25 protein-coding genes are annotated in these 23,372 nt (G+C 69.7%); 2 read left to right on the top strand and 23 right to left on the bottom strand.

What is annotated here, in order from left to right; translation table 11 throughout:
• Positions 1-17: 17 nt before the first annotated feature.
• The 3 genes from ACULPM_RS07805 to ACULPM_RS07795 form a co-directional block, all read right to left on the bottom strand.
• A complete protein-coding gene (locus ACULPM_RS07805) occupies positions 18-404 on the bottom strand; it encodes a hypothetical protein (RefSeq protein WP_445330942.1) in 387 nt (128 codons plus the stop codon).
• 581 nt (positions 405-985) lie between these two features.
• Positions 986-1,834: a DUF3737 family protein gene (locus ACULPM_RS07800; RefSeq protein WP_445330941.1), complete on the bottom strand. Its 849-nt coding sequence runs from the start codon at positions 1,832-1,834 to the stop codon at positions 986-988.
• 312 nt (positions 1,835-2,146) lie between these two features.
• The gene (locus tag ACULPM_RS07795; protein WP_445330940.1) at positions 2,147-2,704 is read right to left on the bottom strand and encodes a cysteine hydrolase family protein; all 558 of its coding nucleotides are present in this window, start codon (positions 2,702-2,704) and stop codon (positions 2,147-2,149) included.
• Positions 2,705-2,757: 53 nt separating this feature from the next.
• On the opposite strand from ACULPM_RS07795, the gene ACULPM_RS07790 reads away from it, so the two are divergent.
• Complete coding sequence (locus ACULPM_RS07790) at positions 2,758-3,072, top strand: MGMT family protein (RefSeq protein WP_445330939.1); 315 nt, start codon at positions 2,758-2,760, stop codon at positions 3,070-3,072.
• Positions 3,073-3,118: 46 nt separating this feature from the next.
• Positions 3,119-3,592: a flavodoxin family protein BilS gene (gene bilS / locus ACULPM_RS07785; RefSeq protein WP_445330938.1), complete on the top strand. Its 474-nt coding sequence runs from the start codon at positions 3,119-3,121 to the stop codon at positions 3,590-3,592.
• A 25-nt stretch (positions 3,593-3,617) separates the two neighbouring features.
• Here bilS and ACULPM_RS07780 read toward each other — a convergent pair whose 3' ends face one another.
• The 20 genes from ACULPM_RS07780 to ACULPM_RS07685 all read right to left on the bottom strand — a co-directional run bounded on the left by ACULPM_RS07780 (position 3,618) and on the right by ACULPM_RS07685 (position 23,256).
• Complete coding sequence (locus ACULPM_RS07780; protein WP_445330937.1) at positions 3,618-5,426, bottom strand: ABC-F family ATP-binding cassette domain-containing protein; 1,809 nt, start codon at positions 5,424-5,426, stop codon at positions 3,618-3,620.
• A gap of 232 nt (positions 5,427-5,658) precedes the next feature.
• Positions 5,659-6,504 (bottom strand): deoxyribonuclease IV, encoded by an 846-nt coding sequence (locus ACULPM_RS07775; RefSeq protein ID WP_445330936.1) that lies wholly within the window; start codon positions 6,502-6,504, stop codon positions 5,659-5,661.
• A gap of 38 nt (positions 6,505-6,542) precedes the next feature.
• Positions 6,543-7,766 carry a bifunctional phosphopantothenoylcysteine decarboxylase/phosphopantothenate--cysteine ligase CoaBC gene (gene coaBC / locus ACULPM_RS07770; protein ID WP_445330935.1) on the bottom strand — a complete coding sequence of 408 codons (1,224 nt, stop codon included), beginning with the start codon at positions 7,764-7,766 and terminating at the stop codon, positions 6,543-6,545.
• A gap of 14 nt (positions 7,767-7,780) precedes the next feature.
• Entirely contained in the window at positions 7,781-8,503 is a 723-nt protein-coding gene (locus ACULPM_RS07765; RefSeq protein ID WP_445330934.1) for a zinc ribbon domain-containing protein, read from the bottom strand.
• Between the two features lie 12 nt (positions 8,504-8,515).
• Entirely contained in the window at positions 8,516-9,706 is a 1,191-nt protein-coding gene (locus ACULPM_RS07760; protein ID WP_445330933.1) for a cysteine desulfurase family protein, read from the bottom strand.
• A gap of 5 nt (positions 9,707-9,711) precedes the next feature.
• Complete coding sequence (rpe, locus tag ACULPM_RS07755) at positions 9,712-10,392, bottom strand: ribulose-phosphate 3-epimerase (RefSeq protein ID WP_417801604.1); 681 nt, start codon at positions 10,390-10,392, stop codon at positions 9,712-9,714.
• Entirely contained in the window at positions 10,389-11,429 is a 1,041-nt protein-coding gene (locus ACULPM_RS07750; protein ID WP_445330932.1) for an NAD(P)H-dependent glycerol-3-phosphate dehydrogenase, read from the bottom strand. The genes rpe and ACULPM_RS07750 overlap by 4 nt, the downstream gene beginning before the upstream one ends.
• The gene (locus ACULPM_RS07745; protein ID WP_075280170.1) at positions 11,426-12,127 is read right to left on the bottom strand and encodes a glycerol-3-phosphate acyltransferase; all 702 of its coding nucleotides are present in this window, start codon (positions 12,125-12,127) and stop codon (positions 11,426-11,428) included. The genes ACULPM_RS07750 and ACULPM_RS07745 overlap by 4 nt, the downstream gene beginning before the upstream one ends.
• The gene (gene der, locus ACULPM_RS07740; protein WP_075280171.1) at positions 12,127-13,458 is read right to left on the bottom strand and encodes a ribosome biogenesis GTPase Der; all 1,332 of its coding nucleotides are present in this window, start codon (positions 13,456-13,458) and stop codon (positions 12,127-12,129) included. Before der ends, ACULPM_RS07745 begins: the two co-directional genes overlap by 1 nt.
• 155 nt (positions 13,459-13,613) lie before the next feature.
• Positions 13,614-14,999 carry a DUF512 domain-containing protein gene (locus ACULPM_RS07735; protein ID WP_445330931.1) on the bottom strand — a complete coding sequence of 462 codons (1,386 nt, stop codon included), beginning with the start codon at positions 14,997-14,999 and terminating at the stop codon, positions 13,614-13,616.
• 144 nt (positions 15,000-15,143) lie between these two features.
• A complete protein-coding gene (gene ispH / locus ACULPM_RS07730; RefSeq protein WP_075280173.1) occupies positions 15,144-15,989 on the bottom strand; it encodes a 4-hydroxy-3-methylbut-2-enyl diphosphate reductase in 846 nt (281 codons plus the stop codon).
• Entirely contained in the window at positions 15,989-16,726 is a 738-nt protein-coding gene (locus tag ACULPM_RS07725) for a lysophospholipid acyltransferase family protein (RefSeq protein ID WP_445330930.1), read from the bottom strand. Before ACULPM_RS07725 ends, ispH begins: the two co-directional genes overlap by 1 nt.
• Positions 16,723-17,433 carry a (d)CMP kinase gene (gene cmk / locus ACULPM_RS07720; protein ID WP_445330929.1) on the bottom strand — a complete coding sequence of 237 codons (711 nt, stop codon included), beginning with the start codon at positions 17,431-17,433 and terminating at the stop codon, positions 16,723-16,725. The genes ACULPM_RS07725 and cmk overlap by 4 nt, the downstream gene beginning before the upstream one ends.
• Positions 17,430-18,290 carry a pseudouridine synthase gene (locus tag ACULPM_RS07715; RefSeq protein WP_445330928.1) on the bottom strand — a complete coding sequence of 287 codons (861 nt, stop codon included), beginning with the start codon at positions 18,288-18,290 and terminating at the stop codon, positions 17,430-17,432. Before ACULPM_RS07715 ends, cmk begins: the two co-directional genes overlap by 4 nt.
• A complete protein-coding gene (scpB, locus tag ACULPM_RS07710) occupies positions 18,283-18,954 on the bottom strand; it encodes an SMC-Scp complex subunit ScpB (protein WP_445331024.1) in 672 nt (223 codons plus the stop codon). Before scpB ends, ACULPM_RS07715 begins: the two co-directional genes overlap by 8 nt.
• 60 nt (positions 18,955-19,014) lie before the next feature.
• The gene (locus tag ACULPM_RS07705; RefSeq protein ID WP_075280176.1) at positions 19,015-19,821 is read right to left on the bottom strand and encodes a segregation and condensation protein A; all 807 of its coding nucleotides are present in this window, start codon (positions 19,819-19,821) and stop codon (positions 19,015-19,017) included.
• Positions 19,822-20,517, bottom strand: coding sequence for a site-2 protease family protein (locus tag ACULPM_RS07700; protein WP_235858651.1), 696 nt, complete (start codon positions 20,515-20,517; stop codon positions 19,822-19,824).
• A gap of 2 nt (positions 20,518-20,519) precedes the next feature.
• Positions 20,520-20,828 carry a hypothetical protein gene (locus tag ACULPM_RS07695; RefSeq protein ID WP_075280177.1) on the bottom strand — a complete coding sequence of 103 codons (309 nt, stop codon included), beginning with the start codon at positions 20,826-20,828 and terminating at the stop codon, positions 20,520-20,522.
• Complete coding sequence (locus ACULPM_RS07690; RefSeq protein ID WP_075280178.1) at positions 20,821-22,809, bottom strand: ABC-F family ATP-binding cassette domain-containing protein; 1,989 nt, start codon at positions 22,807-22,809, stop codon at positions 20,821-20,823. The genes ACULPM_RS07695 and ACULPM_RS07690 overlap by 8 nt, the downstream gene beginning before the upstream one ends.
• 63 nt (positions 22,810-22,872) lie before the next feature.
• Positions 22,873-23,256 (bottom strand): VOC family protein, encoded by a 384-nt coding sequence (locus tag ACULPM_RS07685; protein WP_445330927.1) that lies wholly within the window; start codon positions 23,254-23,256, stop codon positions 22,873-22,875.
• Positions 23,257-23,372: the final 116 nt, after the last annotated feature.

The raw sequence follows: 23,372 nt of genomic DNA, 5'->3' as shown, positions 1-23,372 counted from the left end.
ACAATATAGATATGAAACTAAACTACATTGAATCGATATCGTCCGGAAATGTAGTACGGAGCGGTACCGCTTGCGGTTCCCCAGACTTGCGCACCGCCTGTAAAGTTAGTAGTAAAAGTTAGTGTCCTTGTTAGCCTAGGCTCTACGGAGACCATATTTGTACAGCGGCCGCCTCCCGCGATCTCAAACCAGAAGATTCCTCCAGCAACACATCCGGAATCGACAGAAACAGTCCCATGACCGTAATAGCCATCGTGATCACCAGTTGCAAGATGGGTGTTGCTGTAATATATCGTAGTCCCGTATGTCCCTTGCCAATCGGCAAGTGCGGGCGCTGCAATCCCAAAGCCTATCGCAATTGTGAGGGCTAGCCCGAGGAAGATCCTTTTAACATTCTTCTTCATTTTTCACTCCTTGTGTCAGTGTCCTACGCACCTAGAGTGAAGACGTTTGATTCGACAATACGAGATATACAACATGGTTTTCGTGCCTCTCAGATATGCCTCAACTCTGATTAAGTCTATTTTCAGGCTATAGCAAATTTAAATCTGAAAGCCCTGAACGGAGCAAACAATTCGGCAAATGGTTTATCCAGAATATCGCTGTTTAGGAGGCGCGCTCTCTGTTGAAGACCTTGGAATGTCGCATCCAGCCATTATGAGAGCAGCAAGGAGGATTATTGTGGGCATTCGATAGTCATGCCGTTTGCTCTGAGAGTTTCCTCTTGGTTTCCGAGGCAATCTATGTGTGCTAGAAAAACGTTGCTCCGCCTGTAGGAGTCACAGGAGATGGCGATGCGGCTATCCCTGAAGCCAGCAACTCCTCCGGTCCCGAAATCATCCGCGAATCTTTTATAGGTCGATTTGCTTCAGGCAATCATGACCCAAACCGTAGTTGTTGTTTACGTTGTGGACTTGGCTCCTCTATACGGTCTTTCTTGCGTGCTGCCGCGGTAAGCGCGCATGTGTGCACCGTCCTTCTCGCCCTACTCGCCCGTCACCTCGACGACGCCCGTGGCGCCCTCGATGTCCCGGATGACCTCGCCCACGGCGGGAAGCGTGATGCGGCTCCCCTCGAGCGGGTTCTTGACGCTGTCCACCCGCGTCGTGACCTGCGCCTGCACGTGAGACCGCTCGAAGGCGAGGTCGCAGCCGACCATGCGGCAGTTCACGAGGGTGAGGCCCTTGCAGTAGCAGAGCGGCTGCGTGCCCTGGATGACGCAGTTCTCAAAGGTGACGTTCTCGCTGTACCACCCGAGGTACTCGCCCCTCACGCGCGAGTCGCGCACGACGACGTTCCTCGCGTGCCAGAATGCGTCCTTGGTGTCGAGGTCGCAGCCCTCGAGGACGGCATCCTCTATGTACTGGAACGAGTACTTTCCTTGGAAGCGCACGTCGCGGAGGCGCGGGCCGGTCGCTCTCATCATGAAGTACTCGCTCTCGGCCGTGCAGCCCTCCATCTCGATGCCGCGCGTGGACCAGCCGAACTCCGGCGAGACGATGTCGCAGCCGCGCATCCGCACGTCCGAGCACTCGCGCAGCGCCTTGATGCCGTGCAGGCGGCTGTCCTCGATCGTGACGTCCTCGGAGTACCAGAGCGCGGCACGGCAGAGCTCGGTCATCTCGACGTCGCGGAGCGTGAGGCCGCGGTCATGCCAGAACGGGTAGCGCAGGTTCATGAAGGCGCCGTCAACGGTGACGCTCTCGCACTCCTTGAAGGCGCTCTCCCCGTCCGCCGGCCCGTCGAAACGGCAGTTGCGCACGAAGAGGCCCCTCTGTCCGTACACTGCGCGCTCTTCGTCGAACGTCCGGTTCTCAACGATCTTCTCGTCCATCACATTCCTTTCCAAGCGTGGAAAATTGACTGTCCCTTTTCCACATCCTGGTGATCAGTTTAGCGACGCAGCGTCATTATGTACAATTCCCATACCGCATGAGGCGTCATGCGGAAACGGCATGGGTGGGGCGGCGAATATGGTGAGATGCCCCCAACGTCCTTCATGTTTCTTGTCGTGGTGCGTCCCGCTGGGAAGGTGCAGGCGATAATTAATCCGCCCTGTGGCATGAAGGCAAAAGGGCCATCTGGGGAAATGCGATGCGATGGGCATCTGGGGGCGGATTAATTTGCGGGGCGTGCCCGTGCCCCGCTACGCCAGCGCCGCCTCCAGCTCCGCGACGGTCACGAGCTGGGACCCGTAGCACTTCTCGCAGTGCTCGAGCGCACCCTCCTGGGTGCCGCAGAGGAAGGTCATCGTGGCGTCGGTCACCACGACGGAGGCGTAGTTGTTGAAGTAGGCGTCGGCCAGGGTGTGCAGGACGCAGATGTTGGTGTCCGCGCCGACGGCGATGACGGTCGTGACGCCCAGCTCGCGCAGCGTGAGGTCGAGGTCGGTCTGGAAGAAGCCGGAGTAGCGACGCTTGGGAATGACGATGTCGCCCTCCCCCACCTCGACCTCGGGGAAGATGCGGGACTCGCCGGCGATGCCGTGCTCCCCCCAGAGCTCGAGCTCGCGGTCGAGGCCGCGGACGTGGGCGTCGTTGCAGAAGATCACCGGGACGCCGGCGGCGTGGCAGGCGGCCACGGAGCGCGCGACTGCGGTGCGGTATGCGGCGGTCGCGGCGTCGGGGTCGTAGAGCGAGTCCTCGCCCACGGCCTCGATGGCGTCGATGACGAGCAGGGCGGCGGCGTTCTTCTCGAGCTCCATGATGGGGTCCCCCTTCGATTGGTGTAGCCTGAGCATAGCGGATTGGAGGCGCTATGGATCAGTCGTTCTTCGAGCGCGCCTGGGACGTGGTGCGCCAGATCCCGAAGGGCCGCGTGGCCAGCTACGGCCAGGTGGCGCGTCTCATGGACGCGCCGAGGTGCGCCCGTCAGGTTGGCTACGCCATGCACGGCAGCCCAGGCGTCGCCGGTGGCGTGCCCTGCCACCGCGTGGTCTTCGCGGACGGCTCCCTCGCGCCCGGCTTCGCCTTCGGGGGCCCGGGCGAGCAGAGGCGCATGCTCGAGGCGGAGGGCGTCGGCTTCCTGCCCAGCGGGCGCGTGGACATGAAAACCTCAAAGTGGGAGGTTTAGAAGCACGCCCTGGGGTACAAGGTGGCTAGCCAACAGAGGAGGAATCATGACCTGCGCAATCATCTGCAGCTCAAAGACCGGAAACACCGCGAAGCTCGCCCAGCGGGCAAGAGACGTCCTGGGTGACGCGGTCGTCGACTCCGTCGCCGATGCCGACACGGTCCTTCTGGGCTCCTGGACCGACAAGGGCGGACTTGACCCGGCGCTGTCAGGCTCCCTCGCCGCGGTCGAGGGAAAGCGCGTCTTCCTCTTCGGCACCTGCGGCTTCGGCGGCAGCCAGACGTACTACGACCGCGTGCTCGACCGGTTCCAGTCCGCGTTGCCCGAGGGGGCGGAGGTGATCGGGCGCTTCATGTGCCAGGGCCAGATGCCGCCCGCGGTGCGCGAGCGCTACGTCAGGATGGCGGAGCAGGACCCGAAGAAGTTCGGCCCCATGATCGAGAACTTCGACCGCGCGCTTGGCCACCCCTCCGCCGCCGACCTCGACGCCTTCGAGGCGGCCCTCCGCGCCGCCCTATGAGTCAAAGGGGACAGTCGCTCTTGACCTACTCGATGCCGAGCCTCTCGGAGAGCTCGAGCCACTCGTCCTCGAGGGCCTCGCGCTCGGCGAGGCACGCGTCGAGCGCCTCCTGCGCGGCCATGAGCGCGGCGTAGTCGCTCGCGTCCACGGCGGCCATCTCCGCGCGCAGGCGGTCGGGCTCCCCTGAGGTCTTCTCGAGCTTGCGGCTCACCGCGTCGAAGCGCTTCTTGAGCTCGCGGCGCTCCTGGTTGGTGAGGCCGGTCGCGGCGGGGCGAGAGGGACCGTCCGCGCGCGGCTCGTCGGAGGGGGCGGGTCGCGCGGCCGCGTCCTTCTCGCCTAGCAGGCGCAGGTACTCGTCAACGCCGCCGGGGACGTGACGCACGCGGCCGTCGATGAGCGCGAACTGGTCGTCGGTCACGCGCTCCATGAGGTAGCGGTCGTGGGAGACCACGAGCAGCGTTCCCGGCCAGCTGTCGAGCAGGTCCTCCATCACGGCGAGCATGTCCGTGTCGAGGTCGTTGCCCGGCTCGTCGAGCACGAGCACGTTGGGCTCCTCCAGGATGACGCAGAGAAGCGCCAGCCGGCGGCGCTGGCCGCCGGAGAGGTCCTTGATGAAGTTGGTGAGCTCGCGCTGCTCGAAGCCCAGGCGCTCGATGAGCTGCGTGGGGCTCTGCATCTTGCCGCCCACGAGGTAGCTCCGCTTGTAGCAGCCGAGGACCTCGAGCACCCGCCACCCGTCCTTCTCGCCCAGCGCGTCGAGGTGCTGGCTCATGAAGCCAAAGCGCACCGACGCGCCGATCTTCACGGTGCCGGACGTCGGCTCGAGCGCGCCCGTCATGAGCGCGAGCAGCGTGGACTTGCCCGCGCCGTTGGCGCCGAGGATGCCGTAGCGGTCGCCGGGGCCGATGAGCCAGTCCACGCCGTCGATCACGCGCGGGCCGCCCGGATAGCTGAAGCTCACGCCCTTCATCTCGATGACCTGCTTGCCCAGCCGACTCACGGCGAGGCGCTTGAGCTCGAGCGGGTTTCTGAGCGGCGGGTCGTTGGCGATGAGCGCACGCGCGGCCTCGATGCGAAACTTCGGCTTGCTCGTGCGGGCCTTGGCGCCGTGCGCGAGCCAGTTGAGCTCCTTGCGCAGGGTGTTCTGGCGGCGCTCCTCGATGACGGCCGCCTGGCGCTCGCGCTCGACGCGCTGCTGGATGTAGGCGGAGTACCCGCCCTCGAAGGGCTCTACCCTGCGGTCGTGGACCTCCCACATGTGCTCGCAGACCTCGTCGAGGAACCATCGGTCGTGCGTGACCACGAGCAGCGCGCCCTCCCCCTCCGGCCAGCGGCGCTTGAGGTGGTCTGCCAGCCACTCGATGGCGGCGAGGTCGAGGTGGTTGGTGGGCTCGTCCATGAGGACGACGTCCCAGGTGTGGCAGAGCACGCGACAGAGGTCCACGCGGCGGCGCTGACCGCCGGAGAGCTCGCCCACGAGGCCGTCCAGGTCAAGGTCGCCCACCAGCTCGTCCAGGATCGCGCGGATGCGCGCGTCGGAGGCCCACGTGTACTCGGGGACGTCGCCGAAGATCGCGCGGCGCACGGGGTCCTTGTCGCCGAGCTGGTCTGCCTGGCCGAGGTAGCCCACGCTGATGCCGCGCCGCCATGTCACGGTGCCCTCGTCCGGCTCCAGCACGTGGCCCACGATCTCCAGCAGCGTGGACTTTCCGTCCCCGTTGCGGCCGACGATGCCGATGCGCTCGCCCTCGTTGATGCCTATGGTCTGGTCCTCGAGCACGCGCTTGCCGGGCCACTCGTGCCCAACGTGCTCGAGGCCTATGAGGATTCCCATCCCGGGTTCCTTCCTGTCGCGTTCCTGGACCATTATAGGGGCCGCGCGGGCGGGGCGCGCGGCGGGCCATCCGGCGGTTCCGTTCGATGATTTATTACATGGAGTTCCATGTAGGAACGGGCGCCTTGACGCCGAAAACGGCTGCCGGAAGCCAATTGCCCCCTTCTATTCCATGTAATAAATCCTCGAACGGCCGGCGCACGGCGCGGGTGGCGAGAAGGGCGCCCGCGCCTCACTCCCCCGCCGCGAGCCCGCGGAGCAGGGCGATCTCCTCGGCCCAGCCGTCGAGCCCGGGCTGCGGCGTCTCGAGGACCATCGGCAGGCCCGCAAGACGCGGGCTCGTGACCACGGCGCGGAAGGTCTCGAGCCCGAGCGTGCCCGCGCCGATCCTCTCGTGGCGGTCCTTGTGGGAGCCGAGCGGGTTCTTGGAGTCGTTGAGGTGCAGGGCCCGCAGGCGGTCGAGGCCGATCACGCGGTCGAACTCGTCGAGCACGCCGTCGAGGTCGCCCACGATGTCGTAGCCGGCATCGGCCACGTGACAGGTGTCGAGGCACACGCCGAGAAGCTCGTCGTGCCCCACGCCGTCGATGATGCGCGCGAGCTCCTCGAAGGAGCGCCCGACCTCGGTGCCCTTGCCCGCCATGGTCTCCAGGAGGACCGTGGTGCGCTGGCCGGGCTCCAGGACCTCGTTCAGGCCCTCGCAGATGAGGCGAACCCCCTCGTCCGCACCCTGCTTGACGTGGGATCCGGGGTGGAAGTTGTAGAGGTGGCCGGGGAGGCGCTCCATGCGGGCAAGGTCCTCGCGCATGGCCCGACGGGCGAACTCCACGGTCTCGGGCTTCGCGGAGCAGAGGTTGTACGTGTAGGGCGCATGGGCCACGAGCGGGCCGATGCCGTGCTCGCGAAGCGTGCCGAGAAACGCGGCGAGGTCGGCGTCGTCCAGCTCGCGCGCGTTGCCGCCGCGCGGGTTTCGCGTGAAGAACGCAAACGTGGTGGCGCTGATCGACACCGCATCGGCGGCCATGGCCGCGTAGCCGCTGGCCGTTGAGAGGTGGCACCCAATGAGCAGATCCTTCACCTTGCGCTCCCGTCTGTGAATTGGGGACAGTCCCCAATTCACACAAATGATTTATGTGAATTGGGGACTGTCCCCAATTCACAGACCCGGTCTAGGATGGCGTTGGCAACGTCGGCGAGCGGCATGGTCTCGAGCTGCTCGACGCCGGCGGCGGAGACGAGCGCCACGCGGTTGGTGTCCGCCCCGAAGGTGGACTCGGGACGGCTCACGTCGTTGGCGACGATGAGGTCTGCCCCCTTGCGGCGGAGCTTCTCGGAGGCGTGGGCGATGAGGTCGTCGGTCTCGGCGGCAAATCCCACGACGACGCGCCCGCCCTTGGCGGCGCAGAGGTCTGCCAGGATGTCGGCGGTCTCGACGAGCTCGATGGCGTCTAGGTGCTCGCGCGACTTCTTGAGCTTGTGGCCGGCAGGCGCGGCGGGCGTGTAGTCGGCGACGGCGGCGCTGCAGATGGCGGCGTCGGCGTCCGCGAACGCGGAGAGCATGGCATCGTGCATCTGCTCCGCGCTCTCGACGCTCACGCGTCGCACGCCGGCTGGCGCGGGGAGCGCCGTGGGGCCGGAGACGAGCGTCACCTCGGCGCCGCGCCGCGCGGCGGCCTCTGCGATCGCGTACCCCATCTTCCCGGTGGAGCGGTTGGCGATGTAGCGCACGGGGTCGATGGCCTCGTGCGTGGGGCCGGCGTTCACGAGCAGCCGAACGCCTGCGAGGTCGTTCGGGACGAGAAGCGCCAGCGCCGCGGCGACTATCTCGCCCACGCCCGCGAGCTTGCCCTCGCCCACGTCGCCGCAGGCGAGCCGCCCGCTGTCCGGTCCCACGAAGCTCACGCCGCGCGCGCGGAGGGTCATGGCGTTTGCCTGCGTGGCGGGGTTCTGCCACATGTGGACGTTCATGCCCGGGGCCACCAGCACGGGGCACGGGCAGGCGAGGATGGTCGTGGTGAGGCTGTCGTCGGCGATCCCGCAGGCCATCTTCGCCATGACGTTGGCCGTGGCCGGCACCACGACGGCGGTGTCGGCCCACTCGGCAAGCTCGATGTGCGGGATGGGCGAGCCGGGGTTGCCGTAGAGCGAGGTCGCCACGGGGGCGCCGGAGAGCGCCTCGAACGTGGCAGTCCCCACGAAGCGCTCCGCGTCGGCGGTCATGGTCGCGCGGACGTCGCAGCCGGCCTTCTGGAGGCCGCGCAGGACCTCGCACGCCTTGTAGGCGGCTATCCCACCGCAGACGGCGAGAAGGACGCGCGGCCTGCGTCCCCCCTGCCGCACGGCCCGCTCCCCGCTCACTCCTGCCCCTCCTCGGACGTGATGAGCATGCGGTGGCAGTACGGGCACTCCGTGACCTCGTCCCCGTGGGAGAGGTCGTGGAACTGGCTGGGCTGGAGCTTCACGCGGCAGACCGAGGGGACGTTGCCGTTGAGCCGCTCGACGGCGAGCCCCCTGAAGCGCTTCCTGGCGGCCTCGTATGCGGCGAGGTGCTCGGCGGTGAGCTCGGCGGCCGTTGCCTCGCGCTCGCGCGAGAGCGCGACGATCTCCGCACGGATGCTCTTCGAGCCCTCGTCGAGCGATGCCTGCGTGGCCGCGCGCTCGGACTCGATGCGCTCCTCGGTGCGTCGCGCGTTTCGCTCCGCGCGCTCGAGGCGCTCGAGCCGATCGCGCGCGGGGCCGAGCGCGAACTCGCACTTCTCGATCCTCTTGGCAAGCGAGGTGAGCTGGCGCTCGTAGTCGCGGAGCTCCCGGTGCGTGAGGGCGCCGGAGTCTGCCTGGGCCTGGACCTCGGCGGACTTCTCGCGGTAGTGCGAGAGCTCGGCCTCGGTCTCCTCGATCTCTATCTGAGCGTCCTTGCGCTGCCCGACGATGCCCGTGAGCTCGGCGGCGACCTTCTTGCGCGCCAGCTCGATCGTCTTGAGGCGGGCCTGCTGCGGCATCTTGGCAAGGCTCGAGGCGAGCTTGAGGAGCCTGAGGTCGAGGTCCTGGAGGGAGAGGAGTGCTGCTGCTTCGGTCATCGGTTCCCCTTGCTATCTGCGCCCGCGGCGTCGGTCGCGGGCATGGTCACGTACGATGTCGAGGAGCGCCTCGGCGAGGCGCTCGAGGTCCCGCTCGGCGACGCGCTCGTCAAACGAGACGCGCAGCGACCCGAGGGCGCTCTCACGCGGGACGCCCATGGCGAGAAGGACGTGGCTCGCGTCGAGCGAGCCGGAGGAGCAGGCCGACGCGGCGGAGACCTCGAAGCCGGCCTGGTCGAGCTCGAGGACGAGCGTCTCGGAGTCGAGCCCGGGCACCATGACGCTGACGATGCCGGGAAGCCGCGAGGACCCGTCGTAGGGCAGCGCCGTCGTCTCCACGATGCCGCTGCCCGGCGCGCAGAGGGTGCGGACGAGCCTGTCGGCGCGCCGGGAGACCTCGGCGGCGACCTCGGGCAGCGCCGCGCAGGCCGCACGGGCGGCCGCGGCGAAGGCGAGCGCGCCGCGCACGTCCTGGGTGCCCGCGCGCATGCCGCGCTCCTGCCCCCCGCCGAACGTGAGCGGCCTCATCGCCGCGCGCCCGCGGACGAGCAGCGCGCCCACGCCGACGGGGCCGCCGAGCTTGTGGGCGGCGACGCTCGCGGCGTCGACCTCGGCAAGGTCGAGCGCCAGGTGCCCGAAGGCCTGGACGGCGTCCGTGTGGAAGAGCGCTCCGGCGGCGTGCGCGGTGCGGGCGAGCGCGCCCGTGGGCTGGCAGGCGCCGGTCTCGTTGTTCGCCGCCATCACCGAGACGAGCGCGCAGCTCCCGTCGACGAGCCCCTCGAGGCCCTCGGGGCGCACGACCCCGTCGGGGCCGGCGGCGGCGAGGCGCACCTCGAAGCCGCGGTCGCGCAGGACCGGGGCGAGGTCGAGGACCGAGTCGTGCTCGATCTGGGAGAGCACGACGGCGCGCCGGCGCGAGTCGCGGGCCCGGGCGCCCTCGGCGAGGCCGAGGACCGCGAGGTTGTTCGACTCGGTGCCGCCCGAGGTGAAGATGACGTCGGAGGGCCTGAAGCGGCCGCCCGCGCAGCGCGCGATGTCGGCCCGGGCGCCGTCGAGCGCGCGGGCGGCGGCGCGCCCGAGCGTGTGGAGCGAGTTGGGGTTGGCCCCGGCGATCTCGCTCGCCTCGTAGGCGCGCTCCGCGTCGAGCGACTCCTCGCGCGCGGGCGCCGAGGCGGCGTAGTCGAGATAGGTTGGTCGCGTCACGGCAGCTACGCCCTCCTCGACGTGCCGCTCGTGCCGGACGTGCGAATCGCCGCGATCGCGGCGGCGCGGTCGGCGGCGCCGAAGACGGAGCTGCCCGCCACGAGGACGTTGGCGCCCGCGGCCGCGACCTCGGCTGCGTTTCTCGCCGTGATGCCGCCGTCCACCTCGATCGCGGGGTTCACGCCCTGCTCGTCACACATGCGGCGCAGTCGGCGGAGCTTGCGCAGGGACGACTCGATGAAGCGCTGGCCGCCGAAGCCCGGGTTCACGGTCATGACGAGGACCATGTCGAGGTCGCAGAGGATGGGCTCGAGCATGCACACGGGCGTGGCCGGGTTGATGGCGACGGACGCCTTGGCGCCCCGGTCCTTGATGAGCGAGATGAGCCGGTGCGCGTGGGGGGTCGCCTCGTAGTGGAAGGAGACGACGTCCGCGCCCGCGTCGAGATACCGCTCGACCATCTCGTCGGGGTTGGAGATCATGAGGTGGACGTCGACGGGGAGCTCCGTCGCGGACTTGACGGTGCGCAAAAGATCGATGCCGAACGAGAGGTTGGGGACGAAGTGGCCGTCCATGACGTCGTAGTGCAGCAGGTCGGCGGTGGAGACGTCGGCGAGCTCGTCGGCGAGGCGGCGGAAGTCGGCGGAGAGGACCGAGGGGGCGACCCTGATCTCATCGTTCATCATGCGTTCTCCTTGTCTTGCGTTGAGATTCCGTAGAACTCCTCGGTGGGGCGCCGCCCAAGGAGGGCGTCCGTCGCGGAGGTCACGTCGAGCCTGCCGTGGAGGACGGCGTGGACCGCCTCGGTGATGGGGACCTCCACCCCGCGGGAGCGCGCGAGCGAGAGCACGCTCTCGGCGGCGCGCGCTCCCTCGACGACCATGCGCGTGCGGGCCTCGTAGGACTCGAGCGTCTCCCCGCCCGCGAGGGCCTCGCCGAAGGCGCGGTTGCGGGAGTGGCGCGAGGTGCAGGTCGCCACGAGGTCCCCCATGCCGGCGAGCCCCATCGGCGTGAGGGGGTCGGCGCCGAGCGCCGCCGCGACGCGGCCGATCTCGGCGAGGCCGCGCGTCATGATGACGGCGAGCGCGTTGTCTCCCGCCCCGAACCCGGCGGCGGCGCCGCAGGCGATGGCGACGACGTTCTTGATGGCGCCGCAGATCTCGACGCCCGTGACGTCGCCGGAGACGTACACCCTGAAGCCCTGGCTGACGACGAGCCCCTGGAGGCGGCTCGCGACCTCGGGGGTCTCGGAGGCGAGCACGGCGGCGGAGAGCTTGCCGAGGCAGACCTCCTCGGCATGGTTGGGGCCGGAGAGGACGGCGATCCGCTCGCGGTGGCCGAGCTCGTCCGCGACGACGTCGAGCATGAGCTCGTTCGTGCCGACCTCGACCCCCTTCGTGAGCACGAGCAGGGGCACGTCGTCGGGAACGAGGCCCGCGAGCGAGGCGCACGTCCCCCTCAGGTACGAGGAGGGGACGGCGAGGACGACGACCTCCGCGCCCGCGGTCGCGCACGCGCGGTCGGACGTGGCCACGACGTTTCCCGGGAGCTCGTGGTCGACGAGGTGGCGCGGGTTGCGGCGCGTGGCGCTGATGGCGTCGGCCACGGCGGCGTCACGGCACCAGAGCGCGACCTCCCCGCAGTGCGGCGCGAGAAGCCCGGCCATCGCGGTCCCCCACGAGCCGGACCCGATGACGGCGACGCGCCCGGCGCGGGCGCTCATCGAGCCTCACCGTCGCTCTTCTCGGCCCCCTCGACCCTCTCGCCCGACTTGTGGAACGAGAAGCGGCGCTCCTCGCCGTGGATGAGGCGACGGGCGTTCTCGCGGTGCGACCAGATGACGACCACGGCCGCGACGACGACCGGCGCGATCGAGACCGCGGGGAACCCGAGCAGGGCGCACCACGCGGGAAGCGACGCGGCCGCGGCGAGCGAGCCGAGCGACACGTAGCGCGTGGGCACGGCGAGAAGGACGAAGACGAGCAGCGCGCCCAGCCCGACCGGCCAGAAGAGCCCGAGCGCCGCGCCGAAGCCGACGGCGATCCCCTTGCCCCCGTGGAAGCCGAGGTACGGCGAGAAGACGTGCCCGAGGATGCAGGCGAGGAACATGACCGACATCGCGGTCCCGAAGAGGGTGGTGTGGTCGAGCGAGGCGACGTCGCCGCCCAGGGCGAGCGCGGCGATCGCCCAGCGCGAGACGAGCATCCAGACGAGGCCCTTCAGGACGTCGCATGCGAGCGTCGCGGCCGCGGCGCCCTTGCCCACCGAGCGGGCGACGTTGGTGGTCCCGATGTTGCCCGACCCGACGGTCCTCACGTCGACGTGGCCCATGGCCAGGGCGATCACGAGGCCGAAGGGGATGCCGCAGACGAGGTAGGCGCCGGCGGCGAACAGCGCCGTCCAGAGGGCGAGCTCCCCCATCAGCGATCGCCTCCCTCGGACTTGCGGCGGAACCGGAGCCGCACGGGAGTGCCGACGAGGTCGAAGCGGGCGCGCAGGCGGTTCTCGAGGAACCGCTCGAAGTTGTCGTCGACGAGGTCCGGCGCGTTGCACCAGAAGGAGATGACGGGGGGCTTGGAGCCCGTCTGCGTGGCGTACTGGATCTTGAGGCGCCGGCCGCGCTCCGAGCGGGTGTGGCCGCCCTCGCGGATCTCGGCGAGAAGGTCGTTGAGCTCGGTGGTCCTGAGCTGGGCGGCATGGGCCGCCGCGGCGCGGACGGCGAGCTCGAGGACCTTGTCCGTGGCGCGGCCGGTCAGGGCTGAGACGTTCACGGTGGGGATCCACGGGGCGAAGGCGAGGCGCTTGTCGATGGACGCGACGACGTCGTTCCTCTGCTGCTCGGTCTCCACGAGGTCCCACTTGTTGAGCACGAGCACGAGGCCGCAGCCGCGGTCGATGGCCATGCCGGCGACCTTCTGGTCCTGCTCGGTGACGCCGATCGTGGCGTCCACGACGAGCAGGCACACGTCCGCGCGGTCGATGGCCTGGAGTCCCCGCACGAGGCTGTAGTACTCGACGTCCTCGTGGACCTGCGTCTTCTTGCGCATGCCCGCCGTGTCGACGAGCTTGATGGGCTGCCCCTTCCATTCGATCACGGTGTCGATGGCGTCGCGCGTGGTGCCCGCGACGTCGGACACGATCGAGCGCTTCTTGTTGGCGAGGCGGTTGGCGAGGCTGGACTTGCCCACGTTGGGGCGCCCGACGATGGCCAGGGACAGCATGTCGTCCTCGGGCTCGTCCTCGGTCTGCTCCGGGAAGGCGGCGACGATGTCGTCGAGCAGGTCGCCCGTGCCGTGGCCGTGGCCGGCGGAGAGCGGGCGGGGCTCGCCGACGCCGAGGGCGTAGAAGTCCCAGAGGCCGTCCTGCTCGGTGGCGGGGTCGTCCTTCTTGTTGACGACGAGGAACACGGGCTTGTCGACGCGGCGCAGGACGCGCGCGACCTCCTCGTCCTCGTCGGTCACGCCGGTCGTGCCGTCGACGACGAAGACGATGACGTCGGCCTCCTCGCAGGCCATGAGCGCCTGCTCGCGAATGCGCGGGGCGAAGACGTCCTTGGACTTAGCGGACTCGATGCCGCCGGTGTCGATGAGGGTGAAGTCGCGGCCGTTCCAGTCGGCGTCGTGATACGAGCGGTCGCGCGTGACCCCGCGCGACTCGTGGACGATGGCGTCGCGGCTCACCGCAATGCGGTTGACGAGCGTGGACTTGCCGACGTTGGGCCGGCCGACCACGGCGACTACGGGCTTAGGCATCTGGTCTCCTTGCTATTCCATTGGTGTCGCAAGGATACCACGAGCGGTCGGTTTTGACCCGTGAGCGCGCAAAACCCCCACGCGCGCCAATTACGTCGCGTTCGTCTGCCACATTGAGCACATGTGGCAGACGAACGCGACGTAATTGGCGCGCGCTACGCCAGCCCAAGGACGACGAGAAGGGCGTCGAGGTAGTCGCCGGGGCTCGGGACGCTCACGGTCACGAGGGCGCCTCGGCGGCGGAGCTCCTCGAGGATGTGGTCCTGCGTGTCGCCGTCGAGGGTGAGGCGATCGAAGTTGAACATGACCTCGGGGAGCACGACGAGCGCGCCGGAGAGGTCGTCGGGCATCTGGGCGAGCAGGTCCTCGGAGACGATGAGGCCCGTGACGTTGACGTCGCCGCCGAAGTAGTCGTTTCTGATCGCATGCGTGGCGGCCCTGCCGTCGGGCGAGAGCGCGCGGCAGAGGGCGCCGATCGTCTCGGCCGCCGCCTCGCCGCAGACGAGCTCGAGGCGCAGGCCCCTCTCGGCAAGCGCCCCGTCGACGGTGCAAAGGTCAGCCGCGCGCTCCCGCGCGACAAGCGCCGTCTCGTCGAGGAAGCTCCTGAGCATGCCGATCCCGTCGTAGAACTGCGGGTAGCCGTCGTAGGTCTCGGCGGGAGGGACGGGCAGGCGCGCGTCGACGTAGAACTCGTCGGAGAGCTGGAAGCGCGTGATCCCGAGGGTCTCCCGCGCGCGCCGCTGATAGGGCTCGATGAGGCGCACCACCGCGCGCGACGCCTCGACGTCGTCCGAGTAGGAGCTCTTGAAGCGCCTGCTGTGCTTGGTGTAGCCGAGGGGCACGACGGCGAGCGAGGTGATGCCGCCCCGCCCCTCAACCCAGTCGAGCGTGGCGGCGAGCTCCGCGCCGTCGTTGATGCCCGGGCAGAGCACGATCTGCGCGTGCACCTCGATGCCGCCCTCGAGCAGCCGCTCGAGCACCTCGATGCCGCGGTCGGCGCGGCGGCCGATGAGGTTTCTGCGCACCTCGGGCGTGATGGCGTGGATGGAGACGTTCATCGGCGAGAGCCCGCAGGCGACGATGCGCTCGGCCTCCTCGTCGGAGACGTTGGTGAGCGTGACGAAGTTGCCCTGCAGGAAGGAGAGGCGGTAGTCGTCGTCCCGCAGCGTGAGCGTCGAGCGCGCCTCGGGCGGGAGCATCGCCATGAAGCAGAACTGGCAGGCGTTCACGCAGGTGCGGATGCCGTCGAAGAGGACGTCGGTGAAGTCGATGCCCCAGTCCTGGCCCGGCTCTCGCCAGAGCTCGCAGGGCGTCGTGGTGCCGTCGCTGGGGTCAAAGACCTCGAGCTCGCAGGCGGCCCCGTCGGCCTCCCAGCGCCAGTCGATGAGATCGCGCGGCACGACGCCGTTCACGCGGTCGATGCGCATGCCGGGCTCGATGCCGGCCTCCCAGGCGGGGCTCCCCTCCTCGACGGCGGCGACCCAGGCGCCGAGCGCCCGGTCCCTCGTCGAGGCGTAGTCCGCGCGTCTCTGATCAACCATCGGCTGTCCCCGTTCTTCTCGCCCGACGCATCCCGCGCACCAATAACGTACAAAAACAAGCACAACTATCTCTATGCCCAGTCAAAAAACGCACCGGTACAATTTTGCGCGCAATTTGCCGTGGGCGAGAAGAACGTGCGCTCGCTACCCCTCCACCATGCGCTCGATCGCGGCGCGGACGGCCTCGATCTGACTCGCGGGCGTGCTCGCGCCGGCGGTGATGCCGATGAGCGAGGCCCCCTCGAACCACTCCGGCCTCAGCTCGTCGTCGCCCTCGACGTGATGCGTGCGGGGGCAGCTCGCCGCGGAGATCTCGGCGAGCCGGGTGGTGTTGGCGGAGTTGCGCCCGCCGATGACGACCATCACGTCGGCCTCCCGGGCGAGCGCGTCGGCTGCCGCCTGGTGGCCGGAGGTGGCCTCGCAGATGGTGTTGATGACGCGCACCTCCTCGGCGACGCCGAGCAGGGCCTCGACGACCTCGGCGAGAAGGACCCGGCGCGCCGTCGTCTGCACGACGACGCCGACCTTGCGCGCGTGCGGGAGCGCGGCGGCCTCCTCGGCGGAGCCGACGACGACGGCCCCGGGCGCGTGCGGGAGCGTGGCCTCCACCTCGGGGTGCCCCGCCTCCCCCACCACGACGACCTGATAGCCCTCGCGCGAGAGGCGCTCCGCCGCCTGGTGCACCTTCTTCACGAAGGGGCAGGTGGCGTCGAGGACGCGCGAGCAGAGCTCGCGGGCGCGCGCCTCCTCCTCGGGGACGGTTCCGTGCGTCCTCAGCAGCAGGGTGTCCCCCGCGGCCTCGTCGGGCGAGCTCACGGCGTCGACGCCGCGGGCCGCAAGCCCCGAGACGACGCGGGGGTTGTGGATGAGCGGCCCGAGGGTGTGCACGGCCCCCGAGCGCTCGTCGGCGGCCGCCTCGACCATGTGAAGCGCGCGCTCGACGCCGTAGCAGGCCCCCGCCTCGGCGGCGACGCGAATCTCGGGCGCCATCACTCCACCCCCGGGTGGTCATCGCGCAGGGCGTCGCGCAGCTCGTAGACGCGCGCCATGCCGACGCGCTCCATCTCGGCGAGCTGCTCCTTACGCTTGCCCGCGGGCAGGTCCGACCACTCGATCGGGTCGCCGACCCTCACGTAGACGGGGCGGCGGAAGCGGAGGCGGCGGGCGCCGACGATCGCGACGGGCTGGACCGGCGCCTTGGCGAGCTGGGCCATGATCGCATAGCCCCCGTGGGACTGCTGCTCCGCGTCGTCGCGGACGCGCGTCCCCTCGGGGTAGATGAGGACGCACTCCCCGCGGGAGAGCATGGCGCGGGCGCGCCGGACGACCTTCATGTCGGCGGTGCCGCGCTCGACGGGAAAGCCGCCCGCACGCGAGAAGAGCCAGGTGGCGGGGAGCAGCTTGTCGAACTCGCTCTTGTAGACGATGCGCACCGGGACGTGGGCGAGCCACATCGTCACCACCACGACGACGGGGTCGAGCATGGACTCGTGGTTCATGATGATCACGCGCCCGCGGGCGTCGCCGAGCAGGTGCTCGGCCCGCTCGATGCGCCACGGCCACAGGAGCTTGGTCACCAGCCACAGGATGCGCACGACGGCGCCGATGAGCAGGCGCCCGGGCAGCGGATGGTCGCGCAGGTCGTGGTCGTAGTAGTCGTCGAAGGTGTTTCCGGCGAAGGCGCGCATGCGCCCGCCCTTCTCGCCGCGCGCGTCCCTCTCGCTCATGAGCGCCTCCCCTGCTCGCGCGCCGCAAGCTCCGGCGAGAGCGCGATGATGGCGGCGACGACCTCTTCGAAGGAGAGCTCGGAGGAGTCGATGTGGCGCGCGTCGGCGGCCGGGCGCAGCGGGGACGCCTCGCGGCTGGAGTCGTATGCGTCGCGGCGCACGAGGTCGGCGAGGATCGCGCGCTCGGCGTCCGCGTCGACGGCAACGACGTCGCCGGTCGCGAGGTTGCCGCCGCCGCGCTGGACGGCGCGCCGGCGGGCGCGGGCCTCGGGCGAGGCGCTGAGGAAGACCTTGACGTCGGCGGCCGGGAACACCACCGTGCCGATGTCGCGCCCCTCGGCGACGACGTCTCCGCTCGCGCCGAAGGCGCGCTGGAGCTCGACCATGGTCTCGCGGACGCGCGGGTTGGCCGAGACCGGGGAGACCGCGAGCTCGACCTCGGGGGTGCGGATCTGGCTCGTCACGTCACGCCCGTCGAGAAGGACCCGCTGGGCGTCCCCGTCGGCGAGAAACTCGATGCGCGCGTCGCGCGCCACGCGCGCCACGGCGTCCTCCTTCTCCGGGTCGACGCCCGCATCGAGGCAGGCGAGGGCGACCGAGCGATACATCGCCCCCGTGTCGAGGTAGGTAAGGCCGCACCGCCGCGCGACCTCGCGCGCGACCGATGACTTTCCCGAGCCCGAGGGCCCGTCGATGGCAACGATCATCGAATCCCCAATCTTCGTTCCTGCCGCCCGGGGCCGCTCCGGGAGGGGCGTCCCGCCGGCCGCTCGCGCAGCGCGCGGGACTCGGCCTCGCTGAGCTCGCGCCACGAGCCCTCGGGGAGCCCCGCGAGCCCGAGCGGGCCGAAGGCGTCTCGATGGAGCGCGAGGACGCGATGCCCCACCGCGAGCAGCATCTTCTTCACCTGGTGCTTGCGGCCCTCGTGGATGGTGATCCCCACGACCGCGTTGGGCTCCCCGCCCCCCGTCCGCCCCGCCCCGCGGGGGGCGACGAGAGCGAAGAGCGGGTCCGAGGGGTCGATGAGCTCGGCCCCGGCCGGGGCCGCAGGCCCGTCCTCGAGCATGATACCGCGTCTCAGGCGGTCGAGGTCGCGCTCGGAGGGCGTGCCCGAGACGAGGGCGACGTAGTGCTTCTCGACGTGGCGCGACGGGTGGAGGAGCGCCTGGCCGAGGTCGCCGTCCGTCGTGAAGAGCAGAAGGCCCGTCGTGTCGAGGTCGAGCCGACCCACCGGGAAGAGCCCCGGGTGCTCGCGGGCGGGCACGAGCTCGGCCACGGTGGGACGCCCCTGCGGGTCGCTCATGGTGGTCACGTAGCCGGAGGGCTTGTTGAGCACGATGTCGACCGGGCGAGCCTCGAGCCGGCAGGGCATGCCGTCGACGGTCACGACGTCTCTCTCCGGGTCGACCTTGCTCCCGAGCTCGGTCACGACGACGCCGTTCACGCGCACGCGGCCGGCCGTCATGAGCCGCTCCGAGCCGCGCCTGCTCGCGACGCCGGCGCGCGCGAGGAAGCGCTGGAGGCGCATGGGGTAGACGCCGCTCTCGCGCAGCGGCTCACTCATCGCGCGCGTCCTCGTCCGGGCCGTCGGGATCGCCTTCGGGGCCAAGCAGGTCCGCCTCCTCCTCGAGGTCGGCCTCGGTCTCCTCGAGGGTCGAGCCGATGGAGCGCCCCGAGAGCCGCTCGCGGATGAACCTGCGCGACTCCTCGTCCGGGGCGAAGTCCTCGAGCGGGGGCAGGTCGCGGAGGCTTCTCAGCCCAAAGTGCTCGAGGAACAGGCGCGTCGTGCCCCAGAGCTGGGCCTGGCCGCGGTCCCGCTCGCGGCCGACCTCGCGGACGAGGCCCTTCTCCTTGAGCGAGCCTATGACGCCGTCGGAGTTGACGCCGCGGATGGCGCGGACCCCCTCGCGGGTGACGGGCTGGTGGTATGCGATGACGGCGAGCGTCTCGAGGGCGGCCTGCGAGAGCCGGCGGGTGTCCCAGGAGAGGACGTAGTCGGCGACCTCGTCATGGTAGGCGGGGTGGGTGAAGAGCCGCCAGCCGCCCGCGACCTCGCGGAGCTGGAACCCCCGGTTCGCGTCCGCGTACTCGGCCGCGAGCTCCGCGAGCGCGGAGGCGACCTCGCCGGGCTCGGCGCCCGCGGCGCGCGCGAGCTCGGTCGCGGGGACCGAGTCGTCGGAGACGAGGAGCAGCGCCTCGAGCAGCCCCTTGAGCGATCCGGATTCCATGCGTTCGAGCCCGCTCACGAGCCCTCCCTCCGTACGTGACGCCGCGGCGCGGCCGCGCCCCTAGGCGTCGTCTCCATCATCGTAGCCCACCTCGGGCTGGTAGGCCTCCGCGCCCTCGACGTGGGTGACGTCGATCTCCCCGAAGAGCTCGTCCTGCCGCACGCGGACGAGCCCGCGCTTGTAGAGCTCGAGCACGGCCAGGAAGTTGGCGACGACGGTCTCGGCGTCGTCCTGCCCGTCCAAAAGCTCGCTGAACGAGACGCTGCCGCGCGCGCGGACCACGCGGTCGACCGCGGCGATGGTGAGGGCCACGGGCAGGCGCCGGGGGGCCACGTGCTCGGCCTCGAGCAGGAACGTCTCGCGCCTGGAGTCTATGTCGGCGCAGATGACGGCGAGGCTCCTGAGCGTTATGCCCTCCAGGTAGTCCGGCATGAGGCCGAGGAAGTCCGGGTCGGGGCCGACGGTCCGGGGGTGCATGCGCCCCTCCGCCTCCGCGCGCGCGGCGAGCGATGCCGCGGCTGACCTGAACTGCTTGTAGGCCACGAGGCGGGCGATGAGGACCTCGCGCGCCTCGTCGGGCGAGAGGTCAGCGAGGTCGTCATCCTCCTCGTCGTCAGCCGGGACGCGCACGAGGGGCTCGTCGGGGACGAGCGAGGCGGCCTTGATGTCGAGCAGGGTCGAGGCCACGAGCACGAAGTCGCTCGCGACGTCGAGGTCGAGGTCGCGCATGCGCTCGACCTCCTCGAGGTACTGGTTGGCGACCTCCGAGATCGAGATGGCGCCGATCGTCACCTTCTGCCTCGTCACGAGCTGAAGCAGGAGGTCGAAGGGCCCCGAGTATGCCTGCGTCCGGACGCGGTACGACACCTAGCCCACCGCCCAGCCGAGAAGGACCCGCATGACGGTGCCCGCCGTGGCGTCGAGGTAGGACGAGAGCGGGTCGACGTGCAGGAGGCCGGGAAGGACGTAGAGGACGGCGAGCAGGATGGCCATCGAGTAGCCCTGGAGCTCGTAGTACCTCGCCCGGGCCCTCCCCGTGAGGAAGAACAGAACGACCTTGGACCCGTCGAGTGGCGGCAGCGGGATGAGGTTGAAGAAGCACAGGACGAGGTTCACTCGCACGTAGGCGAGCAGGATGGCGTACGCCCAGTACGCGACCTCGAGCCCTGCCGACGTTGCGGCGATCCACGCGACGGAGCGGTCGAGGAGCCCGAGCAGCGCCGCGCCCACGACCGCCTGCGCGAGGTTCGAGGCGGGTCCCGCGAGGGCGACGAGGACCTCGTCGCGGCGCGGGTGGCGCAGCCTGGACGGGTTGTACGGAACGGGCCGCGCGAACGCGAAGACCGGCCCCCCGGCGAGGGCCATGATGAGGGGCAGGACGATGGAGCCAAAGCCGTCGAGGTGCGCGCGCGGGTCGAGCGTGAGCCGTCCGGCCTCCTTGGCCGTGGGGTCGCCGAGCCTCAGCGCCGCCCAGCCGTGCGCCACCTCGTGAACGATGGCCGACGCCATGACGAGCACGACGGTGATGGCGATCGACGCGACCCTGTCGGTCAGGTACCCCACGGCTATCCCCTCTCGCGTCGGCGCATCGAGGCGGATGCGCGCCCCAGCGCCCAGGCGAGCGCGAGCAACATGATAGCAGCGAGCACGAAGTCGCCCCGCAGCGCGCCCCCGAGGGGCGTCTGAAACACGAAGAGTCCCGAAATGGGGCCGGGAAGGAGGCGGGAGGCGAGCCCGTTGAGCGGGAGCAGCGACGTGCGAGCCCCCGCCGGCAGGACGGCGTCGGCGACGGCGAGGGCGACGAGCACGGCGGCAAGCGCGCGGCATGCGGCGGCGCCGGCTCGCGGCAGGCGCGATGCGAGGGCGCTAGCCAAGCGAGGCCCCCTCCTCCTCGAGCCTCTCGGTGAGCTCGAGCCACTCCTGCTCGAGGGCCGGGACCTTCTTCGAGAGCGCGGCGTACTCGGACATGCACTCGTCGAAGCGCTTGGCGTCGTTGTAGAGCTCCTGGTCCGCCATGAGGGTCTCGAGCTCCGCGAGGCGCGCCTGCGCGGGCTCGAGCGCCGCCTCCACCTGCCTGAGGCGGTCGCGCTCCTTCTTGAGCGCGCGGTTCCGGCGGTTGCGCTCCTCGGCCTCGGCGCGGCGCTGCTCGCGGGTCTTGACGTTGCGTCCGGTGGCGGGCGCGGCCTCGGCCGCCGCCTTGGCGGCGACGGGCGCCGGGGTCGCCTCCCCCGCCGCGCGGGCCTCGAGCTCGGCACGCTTGAAGAGGAAGTAGTCGTAGTCGCCGTCGTACACGGTCACCCTGTGGTCGCGGACGTCGACGACCTTGTTTGCCACGGCGCGCACGAGGTGCTCGTCGTGGGAGATGAGCACGATCGTGCCCTTGAAGTCAACGAGCGCGCGCTCCAGCACGTCGACCGAGTCGATGTCGAGGTGGTTCGTGGGCTCGTCGAGCAGAAGCAGCGGGTCGGGCGCCACGAGCATCTTGGCGAGCGCCAGGCGCGCCCGCTCGCCGCCGGAGAGCACGCCCACGCGCTTCTCGACGTCGTCGCCGTGGAACAGGAACGCGCCGAGCAGGCGGCGCTCCTCGGAGGTGGTCCAGCCCGCTGCCACCGTGTCCATCTCGGCGAGGACGGTGTTGGCCTCGTTCAGCTGCTCGAGCTGGTGCTGGGCATAGTAGGCCTTCGTCACGTTCTTGCCCAGCTCGACCGTGCCCTCATCAGGCGCGAGCAGCCCGTTTATGAGCTTCATGAGCGTGGACTTGCCGGCTCCGTTGGGGCCGGTGAGCGCCACGTGGTCGCCGCGGTAGAGCTTGAGGTCCACGCCCGAGTAGACGTGGTTCTCGCCAAAGGACTTGGAGACGCCCTCGAGGCTCACGACCTCGTCCCCGGTGCGCGGTGGCTCGGGGAACGAGAAGTGCACCTTCTTGGTACCCTCGGGCAAGATCACGAGCTCGCTCTTGATCTGCTCGATCTTCTTCATGCGCTCCTGGGCCTGAGCGGCCTTCGTGGGCTTGTAGCGGAACTTGTCCACGAAGACCTGCATGTGCGCGATCTCGCGCTCCTGGGCGGCGCGCTTGGCCCTCATCTGCTCGAGATTGTCCTCGCGCTGCCTGAGGTAGCCGGAGTAGTTGGCGGTGTAGGTCGTGATGCGGCGGTTCTCGACGGCTGCCACGTGGGAGACGCAGGCGTCCATGAAGGCGCGATCGTGGGAGACGAGAAGCACGGCGCCGTCGTAGCCCGCGAGGAACTGCTCGAGCCAGCGGACGCTCTCGAGGTCGAGGTGGTTGGTCGGCTCGTCGAGCAGCAGCAGGTCGGGGTGGCGCAGCAGCAGCTTGGAAAGCGAGATGCGCATCTGCCAGCCGCCGGAGAAGTCGCAGGCGGGCTTGTCGAAGTCCTCGACGGGAAAGCCGAGGCCGGCGAGGATCTGCCGGGCGCGCGCCTCGAGCTCGTAGCCGCCGAGGCGCTCGAAGCGGTCCTGGGCCGCGCCGTAGCGCTCGAGCAGGCGGTCGAGCTCGTCTCCGGGGGCGGTCTCGGAGATCTTGCGCTCGAGCTCGCGCACGCGGCGCTCCATCTCCTTCACCTCGTGGGCGGAGTCCACCACCTCGGAAAGCGCGCTCTTCTCGCCTGCGAGGTGGGTCTCCTGCTCGAGGTAGCCCACCGTGACGTCGCGGGCGAAGCTCACGGTGCCCTCGTCTGGGCTCTCCTCACCCATGATGATGCGCAGGAGGGTCGTCTTGCCCGAGCCGTTGGGCCCGACGAGCGCCCAGCGCTCCCCCGCGTTGAGCTGCAGCGTGGCCCCGGTGTAGAGGACCCTGCCGCCGAATGACTTGGTTATCTTGTCTGCGAGTGCGATCACGTGTGTCTTCCCTGGTTTCCCGTCCCGAAAGTCGAAAGTCGCCTAAAAGGGGCCTGGCCCCTTTTAGGCGATGGTGAGGTGGATCGCGAAGCCGGCGATCTCCTCCTTGAAGTAGATGAGGTAGGTGCGGCCGGAGCCGTCGGGGCAGAGCGTGCGCGAGGCCTCGTTGAACTCGACGCCGCGCGCCTCGTACCAGGCCTGGGCGGCGTCGATGTCGTCGACGTGCAGGCCGATGTGGCCCTTGCTCCCGCGTCCGCCGTTGTTCATGACCTCGACGAGGCTGCCGGCGAACGATGACACGGGGAAGGGCTCCTCGCCGCGCTCGATGCCGAGCAGGGCGCAGAGGGCGTCGGCGGTGGACGCCGCGTCCTCGGGCGTGGTGGTGTTGATGCCGACGTGGGCGAGCCTGAGCCCGAAGAGCTCGACCGGGTTCTCGGATGGGGCCATGTCACTCCCTTCGCGTTCCAAACTCGTCCATTATAGACGTGACGGGGTGTGGGGGCGCCGTCACCACACCGGGCGGTCGCCAGAAACGACGTGGGCCCAGACACCCACACTGGAGG

It is taken from the genome of Thermophilibacter sp. ZX-H3 (assembly GCF_052599055.1).
The sequence above is the reverse complement of the archived record's forward strand: the minus strand, read 5'-3'. Positions and strand labels throughout refer to the sequence as shown.

Coding starts and splice junctions, on each gene's coding strand:
- ACULPM_RS07805 (WP_445330942.1), bottom strand. CDS start 404: ATGAAGAAGAATGTTAAAAGGATCTTCCTCGGGCTAGCCCTCACAATT.
- ACULPM_RS07800 (WP_445330941.1), bottom strand. CDS start 1,834: ATGGACGAGAAGATCGTTGAGAACCGGACGTTCGACGAAGAGCGCGCA.
- ACULPM_RS07795 (WP_445330940.1), bottom strand. CDS start 2,704: ATGGAGCTCGAGAAGAACGCCGCCGCCCTGCTCGTCATCGACGCCATC.
- ACULPM_RS07790 (WP_445330939.1), top strand. CDS start 2,758: ATGGATCAGTCGTTCTTCGAGCGCGCCTGGGACGTGGTGCGCCAGATC.
- bilS (WP_445330938.1), top strand. CDS start 3,119: ATGACCTGCGCAATCATCTGCAGCTCAAAGACCGGAAACACCGCGAAG.
- ACULPM_RS07780 (WP_445330937.1), bottom strand. CDS start 5,426: ATGGGAATCCTCATAGGCCTCGAGCACGTTGGGCACGAGTGGCCCGGC.
- ACULPM_RS07765 (WP_445330934.1), bottom strand. CDS start 8,503: ATGACCGAAGCAGCAGCACTCCTCTCCCTCCAGGACCTCGACCTCAGG.
- rpe (WP_417801604.1), bottom strand. CDS start 10,392: ATGATGAACGATGAGATCAGGGTCGCCCCCTCGGTCCTCTCCGCCGAC.
- ACULPM_RS07750 (WP_445330932.1), bottom strand. CDS start 11,429: ATGAGCGCCCGCGCCGGGCGCGTCGCCGTCATCGGGTCCGGCTCGTGG.
- ACULPM_RS07745 (WP_075280170.1), bottom strand. CDS start 12,127: ATGGGGGAGCTCGCCCTCTGGACGGCGCTGTTCGCCGCCGGCGCCTAC.
- der (WP_075280171.1), bottom strand. CDS start 13,458: ATGCCTAAGCCCGTAGTCGCCGTGGTCGGCCGGCCCAACGTCGGCAAG.
- ACULPM_RS07735 (WP_445330931.1), bottom strand. CDS start 14,999: ATGGTTGATCAGAGACGCGCGGACTACGCCTCGACGAGGGACCGGGCG.
- ispH (WP_075280173.1), bottom strand. CDS start 15,989: ATGGCGCCCGAGATTCGCGTCGCCGCCGAGGCGGGGGCCTGCTACGGC.
- ACULPM_RS07725 (WP_445330930.1), bottom strand. CDS start 16,726: ATGAGCGAGAGGGACGCGCGCGGCGAGAAGGGCGGGCGCATGCGCGCC.
- cmk (WP_445330929.1), bottom strand. CDS start 17,433: ATGATCGTTGCCATCGACGGGCCCTCGGGCTCGGGAAAGTCATCGGTC.
- ACULPM_RS07715 (WP_445330928.1), bottom strand. CDS start 18,290: ATGAGTGAGCCGCTGCGCGAGAGCGGCGTCTACCCCATGCGCCTCCAG.
- scpB (WP_445331024.1), bottom strand. CDS start 18,954: ATGGAATCCGGATCGCTCAAGGGGCTGCTCGAGGCGCTGCTCCTCGTC.
- ACULPM_RS07685 (WP_445330927.1), bottom strand. CDS start 23,256: ATGGCCCCATCCGAGAACCCGGTCGAGCTCTTCGGGCTCAGGCTCGCC.